Here is a 12086-nt window from a genome sequence, read left to right on the forward strand (position 1 = left end):
CGCGTGGATGCACACGCGCGTCGCTAAGCTGGCGGGCCAAACGCGTTGCGATCCATGCGGCCAACCACGCAGCCACCCTCCGAATCACCCACTCCTGCGCACCATGATTGAAGCGAACTGGCTCCTGTTCTTCGTCTCCTCCCTCGTCGTCATCGCCACGCCGGGGCAGGACATGATCCTGGTCATGTCCAAGGCACTCAGCCAGGGCACACGTGCCGGCGTGACGACGGCCGCCGGCGTGAGCGTCGGGCTGCTGGGTCACACGCTGCTGGCGACCTTGGGCCTGGGGGCGCTCCTGCGAACGTCGGAATGGCTCTTTGTCGCATTGAAGTTCGTGGGTGCGGCCTACCTGATCCACCTCGGCATTCAGCTCGTGCTGACACGCAGCACCGCGCTCACGGCTGCCGCCTCTGCCCGGTACTCGCCACGGCAGTTGTTCATGACGGGCGCCACGTCCAACATCAGCAACCCCAAGATCGCCGTCTTCTTCTTTGCCTTCCTGCCGCAGTTTGTCGCGCCGGAGGCGACCCATCCCACGGTCACGATCTTCGTTCTGGGGGCGCTGTTTGCCTTGCTCACCTTCCTGGTCAAGGGGCCGGTGGCCGTGTTCGCAGGGCGCTTGTCATCCTGGTTCCAGGCCCGCCCGCAGGCGCTGCTGTGGCTCTACCGCTCCAGCGGCATGGTCATGCTCGGCCTGGCCGCGAAACTGGTCTTCTCGCGCCGCGAAGGCTGAGCAAGGGGACGCCAGCGCCGGGTCGGCAGCGCGGGCAAACAGGCTGCGCTACAAATGCGCCATGCCCGATCTGCCTCGCCTGCTTGCGTGCCTGCTGCTCGCACCCGCCCTGGTCCTCGCCGCGAAGCCTGCGGGCCCGCCGCCCGGCATCGATTGGGTGCGTGTCGGCCCCATCGAGATTGCCCGGACCGAGACCACCATCGGCCAGTTCCGCCGCTACGTCCAGGCCACCGGCGCCGTCACGCAGGCCGAGCGTGCGGGCGGTGGCGAGGTCTACGAACTCGGCTGGGTGCGCAAGCCCGGCTGGACGTGGGCGACGCCCTTCGGTCCGGGGACGACGTCATCCGACGACGAGCCGGCCGTGCATGTCTCCTTTGTCGACGCGCAGTCCTTTTGCCGCTGGGCGGGCGCGCGCTTGCCGACCGACGCCGAATGGGTGTCGGCGGCCTATCTCGAACAACGCGAACAGCCCCCGGCGCCTTTCCGGCGCGGCGAACGCTATCCCTATCCCAGCGGCGCGAGCCCGCAGGGCGCGCAATGCCTGGGCGATTGCGGTGACGTCCCACACGAGCGCGCCATCGCGCACGGCGCCCGGCTGCTCCGAGGTCACGGCCACGCCCGAGCGGGCAGCACGCCAGCCGGCGTCAACGGCCTGCACGACATGGCCGCCAACGCCTGGGAATGGGTCGACGACCCCCCCAGCGCCGCCGACCACACAGAACGCCGCACCCGCGGCGGCTCGTGGTGGTACGGCGCTGCGCAGATGCGCGAGGACCACCTGCAGAGCAAGCCACCGGACACCGCCGTGCTCTACATCGGCTTTCGCTGCGTACGCGGCGGCTGAGCAGGTGGCCGACGCAGTCCGCGACCCCGTTCAGCATCCGTGACGCCGGGCCGGCCGCTACCGAGCCGAAGGAGGCTCTGGTCTGAGGACCTGCACCCTTGGCTTACCGTTGCCCCGCCCAGCAAGCCGCCTCGAAGCGCCAAGGGCCTGCGGCACAATATCGGCGCAGGCTCCGTGGTTCAATGGATAGAACAGCCCCCTCCTAAGGGGCAGATCCAGGTTCGATTCCTGGCGGGGCCACCATGCCAAGGCTGGAGGCCAGGTCCGCATCACGCGTCAGCGCTTGCTGATGCCAGGACCTCGGCAAGTCGCTCGACGGTGAGCCTTGTGCCTGACCTGTTCCCCACGATCCAACGCAAGGACTCGGCACGTCCGAACCCAGGCCCCTGAACAACGGCGCTTGGGTGTCAGGGCGTGGGGCTGGAGGTCGCGCCTGTGGCGGGGTCCGGGTTGGCGTCGGTGGGGGACTGGCGGCGGCCTGCGCGGGTGGGCAGGAGGGTGGTCGGCAGCTCGGTGATGTCGGGCGGCAGGACGGCGTCGCCCCACTTCCAGGTCCAGATCAGGTCGAGCGCGTTTTCGTTGCCCGACAGGGCGCGCAGCGTGAAGCGCTGGGCGGCGCGGTAGATCAGCTGCCAGTTGCCGGCCGCTGCGTTGAGGCTGCGTTCGTAGCCGACGAACCAGCGGCGGCTGAGTTGCTTGCCGAGGGTGACGACGGTCTCGCGGGTGTCGCCGGCCTCGGCCTGGCGGACCGAGAGTTCGTCCAGGCCGATGCGTTCGATCAGCGAGGGCGAGTCCTGCTCGCCCGTCAGCAGCGCGAAGGCGGCGCGTTGCAGCAGGGCCAGGTCGGTGCGGCCCAGGCCGTCCGAGGCACGACCCAGCAGCAGCCAGGAGAGCTTGTCGGTGTCGGTCATCGTCGGGCTGCTGAACAGGCGCACGCGCGGGGCCTGGGCGGTGCCGGTGATCAGCACGCCCACGCGTACGTCTTCCAGGTCTGACCGGGTGGCCTCGATGTCCAGCCGCGGGTTCTCGGGTGCGCCGATGAAGGTGATGACGCCGCGGTCGACGCTGAGCTTCTGGCCGTAGGCGGCGTAGGTGCCTTCATCGGTGCGGATGACGCCGGTCAGGGCCTGCTTGTTGCCCGGGCTGGTCAGGCGCAGGTCGCCGGACAGGCGGGTGTTCAGGCCCCGGCCCTTGAGCATGAAGGACGGCCCGAGGTCGAGCTTCAGGTCGATCTGGTTCAGGCGCGGGTCGCGCTGCTGGGCGGCGGCGCGGGCGGCTGCTTCTTCGGGGCGCTGGACGTCGACGTCTTCGGCCAAGCTGGGCGCGTCTTCGTTGCTGAAGTCGATGCGGCCCTCGTCGGCGCGCAGGCTGCCGGTCAGCGCGGTGCTGCGGGCGTCGAGCTTGAGCAGCGCGTCGCCGCTGACGACCAGGCGGCGGTCGACCCGCTGCAGCGCGGCGAACTTCTCGGCCTTGGCCTGCAAGGTCAGGCGCGGCGACTCGCCCAGCGTCAGCTCGCCGGTGGCCGTCGCGCGGCCTTCGCCAGCGCGCAGGCTGAGGGTGTCGATGCGGGCGCGGGAGCCGTCGAAGCGGACCTGCATCTGCGCGTCGTTCCAGTCCACGCCCTGCAGCAGGTTGCGCACGGCGATGCGCTGGCCGACCAGCTCGCCGCTCAGTTCGGGCTGACCGAGCCGGCCGCCGATGCGGGCATTGCCGCCCAGCCGGCCAGACAGTCGCCAGCCCGCCGGCAGCCAGCGGCCCCAGTTGCCGAGCTGGGCGATCTGCAGGTCCATGCGGCCGTCGATGAAGGCCTGCCGATCGGGCCACCAGGCGGTGCTGCGGGTCTGCAGGCTCTGTTCGCCGTCCAGCCGGCCGAGGTTGCCGCCGCTGATGCGCTGGGTCAGCCGCCAGCGGCCTTCCTGAGCGCTCAGGGCCAGGCGCAGGTCGGCCAGGCCCAGGCGCTGCGGGTTCTTGGGGTTGTCGGGATCGGTCACGCGCAGGTCGCCGGACTCGCGGTGCACGCTGGCGTCCAGGCTGAAACGTTCGGGCGCGGCCTGCAGGTCGATGTGGCCTCCGATGCGCAGGTCGCCGCCCCAGCCAAAGCCGGGCTGCATGCGCTGCAGGATGGGCGCGACCTCGATCGCGTCGAGCTGGCTGCGCAGGCTCAGGCGTTCGACCGGCTGCGGCCCGCTGCGGTCTTGTTGCCAGGCGAACTGGCGCAGCGCCAGGTGGATGTCGCCCAGGTGCGCACGGGTCTCGCCCAGCGTCAGCTCGGTGCGCTCGGGCGACTGGTCCAGCGTGATGCGGGTCGGGTCGAGCGTGAGCCGCAGCGGGCGCGGCAGCAGGCCGCTGTTGCCGGTCAGGCTGGCGGCACTGGCGCTGCGCGGCGCCTCGCGTTCGCGCAGCTCGTAGCGTTCGATGCGGCCCTGCCAGACCAGACGGGCGCTGCGCAGGTCGATCAGCCAGCCGCCGGCGGTGTCCAGTTCGGTGGCCAGGGCGGTGAGGCCGTTGGTAGGCAGGGCCGCGTTCCCGCTCCCGTTCCCGTTCCCGTTGGACGGGGCACCCGGCTCGGTCACCAGCCTCCGGGTCAGCTCGTCGATGCCGGCGCGCAGCTGGTGGGCCTCGCCGCGGCCTGTGGTCTTGAGGGTGGCCCGGCGCAGTCGCCAGCCGGCGAGCTCGGCCTCGTCGATGCCGCCGTCGATCTCGACCGGGTCGTCGGCGCCGGTGCCGACCTGCCACTGGCCCTTCAGACCGTTCAGCCGGCCGATGCCGCTGCCCGACAGCTCTGGCACCTGCACCCGGCCGCGGCTGCTCAGTTGCGGCCAGCGGCCGTCCAGGCTCAGGTCGACGTCGCCACGACCGGCCAGCACGAGGGCCCGGGCCGGGTCGAGCAGGCGCAGCCAGGGGTTGAAGACGGCAAGGTCGCTGCTGTCGGTCGTGAACTGCCAGTGGTCACGGGTGCCGACCGGGTCGATGTCGCCGCTGAGCGCCAGCCGGGTGGCGTGTTCCGGGGCGCCGAGTTCGAGGTTCAGGCGCATGTGCGCCTGCGACAGCGCCGAGGCGGCCTGCGGCGTTCCGTCGAGTTCGAGCGCGCCGGCCAGCGGCACGCCGGCCCATAGGCTGGGTTGCAGCGTCAGCCGGGCCTGACCGCGCAGCTGGCCCAGCCCGGCCAGATCGCGTCCGGCCCGTGTTGGCAGGGCGAGGTCGGCGTCCAGCGTGCCGTTGAGCCGGTGCGGGCCGGCGGCGACCAGGCGGTCGACCGCGTCGACCGGGTTGCGCAGCGCCGAACGGGGCCACCACAGCGCAGGGTCGAAGTCGTGCAGGGTGCTGCGCCACTGCAGCGCGACCTGGGCGGGCCGACGCGCGAGCGTGCCGCTGGCGGTCAGGCGGGCGCCGCCGGCATCGGCCTGCAGGCTGTCGATGCGCAGCTGCTGGTCGTTGGCGTCGGCCTCCAGCGCCAGGGTGACGGCCGGCAGGCCGGCTGCGGTCTGCTCCCCGGTCAACTGGCCGGTCAGGCGGGTCTGCACATGGGCCTGGAAGCCGCGTGGCGCGGCGCCCTCGGTGGGCCAGGGCAGGCCAAGCTGCAGGGCCAGCGGGCCGCCGATCTGCAGGGCCGGGCTGGCGGGCGCCAGTCGCTGCGGCTGCAGGTTGGCGAGCGTGGCTTCGAGTTCAAGGTCGATGCGGCGCTCGCGGCCCTGACCGATCAGCGCCCAGCGGCCGGTGGCCGACAGCGTGCCGGCGGGCGCCTTCGGGGTGCCCAGGCCCAGTTGCAGCGCGCTGACGCGGCCCTGGTCGACCTGACGAAGGTCACCACGGGCGTCCAGCAGCAGGCGGTGGATGGGCAGGCGGCGCTCGTTCCAGTCGCCGGCCTGGGGGTTGTCGAGCCGGGCTTGCAGGTGGAGCGGCTCGCTGGCGCGGCCGGCGGGGTCGGGATCGAGCTGCAGGTCGATGCGACCGCTCAGCGCGGTGCGTGGCAGGGCGCTGGCCAGCGCGCCGAGATCCAGCCCGGCGAGGTCGGCGCTGAGCTGGGTCAGCGGCAGGGGCAGGGTGGGCTGGATGCGGGCGTGGGCGTCCAGCGACTGCCCGGCCGCGCGCAGCTGGGCCGTGATGCGGAAGTCGGCCAGCGGGCCGTCGGCGCTGGCCTGCAGCTGCCAGTCGGACAAGGCCGGCGTGACGACCGGCGCAGATGCCGCGCCGCTGGCATCCGCAGGCGCCGGGCGCAGGTCCACATGGGCGCTGAGCGTCATCGGCGCGTCGGCCTGCAGGGCCAGGCTGGCGTCGTCGAGCTGCAGTCGGTCCCAGCGGGCCTGCAGCCGGTCGGCCCGGTGCACGGCCTGACGCCCGGGCGCCAAATGAAGTCGGCCGGAGAGCGCGCTCAGCGACGGGCTCAGGTGGTCGGGCAGGGCGAGTTCGGCGAGGTCGACCCGTTCGATGTCGAGCGCGAAGGGCAGCACCAGGCTGATGGGCAGCGTGAGGGGTTCGGGACGGCGCGGGCGGCTGTCGCGCAGCGTCGCGCGCTGGGCCGACACCCGTTCTGCCCGCAGCGCGACGTGGCCGGCCAGACCTTGCTCGCGCGGTTGCCAGCGCCAGCGCAGGCCCTGCCAGCGCGGCTGTTCGAGGTCGAGCGTCAGGCCGGGCTGCAGCTCGATGACGAGGCGCTCGAGCGCGAAGTCCGGGTCCATCAGGGCACCGTCGGGCGCCTCGGCCTGCAGGCCCAGCACCGGGGCGACCCAGGTCAGCAACCAGCGTGTGCCGGCCGTGCCATAGGGCAGGCTGACGAGCAGCGCGACGACGGCCACCCCGAGGGCCAGCAGCGCGCCGATCAGCTGGTGGCTGCGGCCCCACCAGCGGCGCGCGGGCAAGGGCCGGGTCCGCGCGGGCGGGGGCTCTGGGTGCTCGGGGCTGGGATCTTGGATCGGCATGGACGGAGAACGGCCGGTCAGAACGTCACGCCGACGTTGAAGTGCAGGCGCCAGCGTTGGCTCTGGTCGCCCCAGGCGAGGTCGATGCGCAGCGGGCCGACGGGGCTGCGCCAGCGCACACCGATGCCCGCGCCGTAGGCGTTCTTGAAGTCCGACCAGCGCTCGGCGGCGTTGCCGGCGTCGACGAAGACGGCCCCCCACCAGGCCGGTGTGCTGGCCGAGAACGGCCGCGCCAGCTCGATGCTGCCGGCACCCAGCACACGACCGCCGACCGCGCTGCCGTTGGCATCGGTCGGGCCGAGGGTCTGGTAGCTGTAGCCGCGCACCGAATCGTCGCCACCGGCGCGGAACAGCAGCGTGAAGGGCACGGCGACGGCGTCGCGTGCAAACACCTGGCCCAGCTGCACGCGGCCCTGGCCATACCAGGACGCGCCGAGGGGCCAGTAGCCGGTCAGGCGCCCGGTCAGGCGGCCGAAGAAGCCGCTGTTGTCGGTGCTGGCGTAGGACCGGCCGGCGGCGGTTTCGGCCGACAGGCTGAAGCCGCGGGTGGGCAGGATGGGGTGGTCCAGGTCGCGCCAGACCCAGTGGTAGTTGACGGTCGCGGCCTTGGTGTCATCGGTCATCAGGCCCGAGTCCAGGTCGCGCGTCATCGCGCGCTGCCATTCGACGAAGTAGAGCCGTTCGATGCGTTCGGTGTCCTGCGTGCGGCCCAGCCGCAGGCGTTCGTTGGTGACGCGCAGCCCGCTGGCGTCGGTGCGGGTGAGCGCCGCGCCCATCAGGTTGCGGTAGGGGCCGGGTTGTGGGTGCGAGGTCAGGTCCAGCGACAGCGACTGGGCGCTGCGGCCGAGCTGCAGCCGGGTCTTGGCCTGCCAGCCATAGCCGGCGATGCGCTGGTGCAGGTGTTCCAGCGTGATGCGCGGGCCGCTCAGGTCCGAGGCACCGACGCCGAAGGTGGCCTGCTGCAGCGACTGTTCGCTGACCCGCACCGTCACCGGCATCGCGTCGGCCTGTTCGGGGTCGGGCTCGTAGAGCACGCTGACGTTGTCGAACAGGCCGGATTTGACCAAGCGGTCCTGGAAGTCGAGCAGGGTCTGTTCCTTGAGCGGCTCACCGGCCTCGAAGTTGACCAGCGCCTGCACGGCGTCCGGGCGGACATGGTCCAGACCTTCGTAGCGCAGCTCGCCAAAGCGGAAGCGCGGGCCGCTGTCGAGCACCACGAACAGGTCGGCGCGTTCGCCCGCCGTGTCGATCTGGGCGACGCTGCCGCTGATCTGGATCGCGGCATAGGCCTGCGTGCGGCCGGTCGCGATCAGGCCAGCCTTGGCATCGGCCCAGGCGCGCTGGGTGTAGGCGCCGTCGCGCGGCAGTGACCAGCTCTGTCGCAGGCGCTCGACCAGATCGCGGGCCTCGGCATCCCCGGCCTCGGCGGCCACGGCCAGCGGGCCCTGCACCTCCAGCCGGAACTCGCCGACCCGGGTGCGCGGGCCGGGCTCGATGTCGATCACGACCTGCAGCGCCAGCGGCTGGTTCGGCGCGGTGACGTTGACCGGCGCGGCCGCCGGTTGTGCCGGTTCGACGACCTGGGTGCTGATGCGGGCGTTGAAGTGACCTTCGGTCTCCAGCAGCTTGCGGGCCTGAGCGGGCGCGGCGGCCATCAGGCGGGTCAGCTCGATGCGGGTGATGCGCTCGGCCTCGGCCAGCTCCTCGTAGCGGGCCAGGTCCAGGTGACGGCGCAGCAGCGCACGCAGGCCGGCGTCGACGCCGCGGATGTCGAGCTGCCAGGTGACGTAGCGCTGCTCCTGGGCCCGCTGCTCGGCACCGAGCGTGTCCTCGACGGTGGGATCGGTCTCGTCGGCCTGTGCCGGATCGGCAGGGTCGGCCGGGCCGGGATCGGTCTCGACCGCGGACTCCTGGGCCCTCGCCGCTGCAGGCAGCAGGAAGGCGGGCAACAGGAGCGGCAAACCGACTGGCAACGCAGCCGACAACGCGGCTGGCAGGACCGCCAGCAGCAGGGACAGGGGCGAGGGACGGCGACGGATCGGAAGACTCACTTCGACAACTGGCGCATCGCCTGTTCGAGGCCGGCCAGCGTCAGCGGGTACATGCGCTGGCGGACCAGTTGCTGCACGATCGAGATGCTCTGGCGGTAGTCCCAGACACCCTGCGGCTCCGGGTTGATCCAGGCATGGTTCGGGAAGGCATGTGTCAGGCGCTGCAGCCACTCGGCGCCGGGCTCGGGGTTGTGGTATTCGACGCTTCCGCCGACCTGCAGGATCTCGTAGGGGCTCATGGTGGCGTCGCCGACGAAGACCAGCTTCCAGTCCTTGTTGAACTTGCGGATCACGTCCCAGGTGGGCGTCTTCTCGGCGTGTCGACGCCGGTTGTTGCGCCACAGGTGGTCGTAGACGCAGTTGTGGAAGTAGAAGAGTTCGAGGTGCTTGAACTCGCTCTTGGCGGCCGAGAACAGCTCCTCGACACGCTGGATGTGGTCGTCCATCGTGCCGCCGACGTCCATCAGCAGCAGCACCTTGATGCGGTTGTGGCGCTCGGGAACCATCTGGATGTCCAGCATCCCGGCGTTGGCGGCGGTCTTGTGGATGGTGCCGTCCAGGTCCAGCTCGGTGGCCTCGCCCTCGCGGGCGAAGCGGCGCAGGCGGCGCAGCGCGACCTTGATGTTGCGGGTGCCCAGCTCGACCGTGTCGTCGTAGTCGCGGTAAGCGCGCTGTTCCCAGACCTTGACGGAGCTGCGCTTGCCGCCCGGCCCGCCGATGCGGATGCCCTGCGGGTTGGTGCCGCCGTGGCCAAACGGGCTGGTGCCGCCGGTCCCGATCCACTTGCTGCCGCCCTCGTGGCGGCCCTGCTGTTCCTCGAAGCGCTGCTTGAGCGTGGCCATCAGCTCGTCCCAGCCGAGGGTCTGGATCTTGGCGCGCTCCTCGGGGCTCAGCTCGCGCTCCAGCGTCTGGCGCAGCCAGTCCAGCGGGATCTCGGCTCGGAAGTCGGTCAGCATCTCGACGCCCTTGAAGTAGGCGCCGAAGGCCCGGTCGAACTTGTCGAACTGGGTCTCGTCCTTGACCAGCACGGTGCGGGCGAGGTGATAGAACTGGTCCACCGTCGGCCCGCCGTCGTCATCGAGCACGCCGGCTTGCAGGGCTTCGAGCAGCGCCAGGAACTCGGTCACCGAGACCTTCAGCTTCGCGCTGCGCAGCGTGTAGAAGAAGTCGATCAGCATGGGTGGAAGGATACGACGGGCCGCGCGATCGCCCACCCAGGCAGGGCCTTGCGCCGGCTGTCAGCGTGCTTGACGGAAGCCGGCGATGCGCTCGGCGTGGTCCGGGTGGCTGGACAGCAGGCCGGCGTCGGCCCGCCCGGCGGCGCTGGCCGGGCCGTGCAGCCGTTCGAGCAGGACGGCCATCGGCTCGCCGCTCAGGCCGTGGGCGCGCAGCTGGGCCAGCGCGTCGAGATCGGCCTCGCGTTCGGCCTCGCGCGACCAGGCCAGCTGGCCCAGCAGCAAGGGTGCGCTGGCCAGCAGCCCGCTGGCGTCGCCAAACACCAGCGTGCCGAAGGCGGTGGTCAGGCTGGCCTGCACCAGCATCGTCAGACCATGGCGCCGGTGGACGTGGCCCAGCTCATGGCCGAGCAGGCCGACCAGCATCGCGTCGACATCCGCCGGGGCGGTGTCCTGGAGGATCAACGCCACCATCGCGTCCGACACCACGATGCTGCCGTCCGGCAAGGCCCAGGCATTGGCCTCGCGGCCGGCGTCGCGCAGCAGCAGCCGGCCGGCGGGCGCATCAGCTGAGGCGCGACCTGGCGGCAGGCGGGCCAGCACCTCGGCCATGACCCGTTGGAGGCGGGCCTGCGCGGCGGCGTCGACCCGGCTGGGCTGGAACATCTGGCCGTCCAGCGCGGCCAGCGTGCGTTCGCCCAGCGTGCGGTCGATCGATGGCGGCAGCAGCGCGGTGATGCCGCTGGCCGCCGCCGGCACGCCCCAGCGCTGCAGGCCGGCGACGGCCAGCAGCACCAGCAAGAGCGCCACACAGGTGCCACGCCAGCTCTGTTGCAGCCGCACGACCCGGCTGTCGCGCTGGCCGGCCTGCCGCGCCAGCGCGTCCCAGGCCTGCGGGTCGACGGACTGCAGGCTGGCGCCGTCGGGCAGGTCCATCTGGCGCGGACCGTGGCGCTGACGCTCCGGCCAGCGCAAGCCGGCGAGCGGCCAATTGAGCGACGGGGTGTCGTGCGCGTCGATGGCGTCGGCGGCTTCGGCATGCAGCCGGTCACCATCGATGCGCAGCCGCACCGCACGGGCGCGCGGGCTGCGGCCGTCGTAGAGCAGCGCGGGGGCTTGGTCCATGGTCCGCTGGTTCAAAGGCCGAGGTCGAAACCCGCCAGGTCGGCCGCCGCGTCGCCACGGGCATCGTCGACCGCCCGCACCGGCTCGGCCATGGCCTGTTCGAAGTCCGGTCCGAACGACACGCTGACCGCTGACAGCCGCAGCCGCGCGGTGGCGATCGCGGCGAAGGGCCAGTACAGGCCGAGCGTGAAGACCATGCCGATGGCGTTGGCGGCATAGCGCAGCGCCAGTTGCTCGCTGGCCAATCGGCTGTGCAGTTCGACCTGTGGCAGCCGTGTGTTCGACCAGACCACGTTCTGGATGCCGGCTTGCCAGATCGCCATGCTCAGCAGCCAGGTGACGAGGCCCAGCGGCACCAACAGCCAGGGTGACGATGTTGCCAGCGTCAGCATGCCGACCACCAGGCTCAGGACCAGGGCCTTGAAGATGGGCGCATAGAAGGGCAGCAACGGTGCCGAAAAGCTGCTGCGTTCACCGGCATGGCGGATGTGGCCTTGCCGGTAAGCCAGCAGCTTGCGGTGGGCCAGCGGCAGCAGGGGCAGCAGGCACAGCACCGCGATGTCGAGGCCGACGGACAGCATCACGAGGGGGGGCCACGGCGAACCCGTGGCCCACAGCTTCAGCAAGGGATTGGCCATGATGGCGCCGCCGAACAGCAGCATCAGCGCCGCCGCCCGCCAGGCCTCGCGCAGCGTGCCGTCGAACGAGAAGCGCAGCCCGCGCCAGCGGGTCTGCGTCATGCGGAACTGCAGCGACAGCCGCAGCAGCATCGGCGCGGCCGCCACCAGCAGCAGGGTCGCCAAGAGGCCGACCGCCGGTGACAACTCGCCGCTGAACGACACCGCCAGCAGCAGCACGGCCATCACGATGAAGCCGCGCACCATCGAACGGCCTTCGCCATGGAAGCTGAAGGCGTGCTCGCCGATGCGGGTGTTGGCATGGAAGTAGCGCAGCCGCCGGGCCTTGGCCCATGGGTAGTAGATGCCCGCCGTCACCAGCATCAGCAGCAGGTTGACGATCCAGATGCGGAAGTACTCGCTGCCCGTCCCGGTGAAGGTGATCGGCACCGGCTCGGTCCAGCCGGGACGCGTGGCCGGCACGGCATCGGACGGGTCGAGAAGACCGCTCGGGGTCTTCGGAGTGTCCGGGTCCACCGGGTCATTCGAGCGGCTGGCGTCCATCATGGGGTGAGGCTGGGTCATGTCTCTTGGGGCGCACGTTGGAGCGCGCCAGTGTCGG

The 12086-nt window shown here is 71.5% G+C and carries 7 protein-coding genes and 1 tRNA gene; 3 read left to right on the forward strand and 5 right to left on the reverse strand.

Annotation, left to right across the window (positions count from 1 at the left end; genetic code table 11):
- The first annotated feature begins 103 nt into the window (after positions 1 to 103).
- The 3 genes from EV685_RS17165 (at position 104) to EV685_RS17175 (ending at position 1820) form a co-directional block, all read left to right on the forward strand.
- Positions 104 to 733 carry a LysE family translocator gene (locus EV685_RS17165; protein ID WP_130483254.1) on the forward strand — a complete coding sequence of 210 codons (630 nt, stop codon included), beginning with the start codon at positions 104 to 106 and terminating at the stop codon, positions 731 to 733.
- A 61-nt stretch (positions 734 to 794) separates the two neighbouring features.
- Complete coding sequence (locus tag EV685_RS17170; protein ID WP_130483255.1) at positions 795 to 1577, forward strand: formylglycine-generating enzyme family protein; 783 nt, start codon at positions 795 to 797, stop codon at positions 1575 to 1577.
- A 168-nt stretch (positions 1578 to 1745) separates the two neighbouring features.
- Positions 1746 to 1820: transfer RNA gene (locus EV685_RS17175), tRNA-Arg, on the forward strand.
- Positions 1821 to 1984: 164 nt separating this feature from the next.
- On the opposite strand, the gene EV685_RS17180 is transcribed toward EV685_RS17175, so the two are convergent.
- From EV685_RS17180 to EV685_RS17200, 5 genes are all read right to left on the reverse strand, one after another.
- Positions 1985 to 6436, reverse strand: coding sequence for a translocation/assembly module TamB domain-containing protein (locus EV685_RS17180; RefSeq protein ID WP_165396836.1), 4452 nt, complete (start codon positions 6434 to 6436; stop codon positions 1985 to 1987).
- Positions 6437 to 6513: 77 nt separating this feature from the next.
- Positions 6514 to 8445, reverse strand: a complete 1932-nt coding sequence (locus EV685_RS17185) for an autotransporter assembly complex protein TamA (RefSeq protein WP_242615639.1) — start codon at positions 8443 to 8445, stop codon at positions 6514 to 6516.
- Positions 8446 to 8543: 98 nt separating this feature from the next.
- A complete protein-coding gene (locus EV685_RS17190; protein ID WP_130483257.1) occupies positions 8544 to 9725 on the reverse strand; it encodes a vWA domain-containing protein in 1182 nt (393 codons plus the stop codon).
- Between the two features lie 60 nt (positions 9726 to 9785).
- On the reverse strand, positions 9786 to 10847 hold the full coding sequence (locus tag EV685_RS17195) for a M48 family metallopeptidase (protein WP_130483258.1): 1062 nt from the start codon (positions 10845 to 10847) through the stop codon (positions 9786 to 9788).
- Positions 10848 to 10858: 11 nt separating this feature from the next.
- A complete protein-coding gene (locus EV685_RS17200; RefSeq protein WP_130483259.1) occupies positions 10859 to 12049 on the reverse strand; it encodes a YjgN family protein in 1191 nt (396 codons plus the stop codon).
- Positions 12050 to 12086 lie beyond the last annotated feature (37 nt).

Origin of the sequence: Sphaerotilus mobilis (assembly GCF_004216565.1) — a bacterium.
Taxonomy (GTDB): Bacteria; Pseudomonadota; Gammaproteobacteria; order Burkholderiales; family Burkholderiaceae_C; genus Sphaerotilus; species Sphaerotilus mobilis.

Bases quoted from the DNA above. Each gene is read 5' to 3' on its own strand.
- EV685_RS17165 (WP_130483254.1), top strand. From the start codon at position 104: ATGATTGAAGCGAACTGGCTCCTGTTCTTCGTCTCCTCCCTCGTCGTC.
- EV685_RS17170 (WP_130483255.1), top strand. From the start codon at position 795: ATGCCCGATCTGCCTCGCCTGCTTGCGTGCCTGCTGCTCGCACCCGCC.
- EV685_RS17190 (WP_130483257.1), bottom strand. From the start codon at position 9,725: ATGCTGATCGACTTCTTCTACACGCTGCGCAGCGCGAAGCTGAAGGTC.
- EV685_RS17195 (WP_130483258.1), bottom strand. From the start codon at position 10,847: ATGGACCAAGCCCCCGCGCTGCTCTACGACGGCCGCAGCCCGCGCGCC.
- EV685_RS17200 (WP_130483259.1), bottom strand. From the start codon at position 12,049: ATGACCCAGCCTCACCCCATGATGGACGCCAGCCGCTCGAATGACCCG.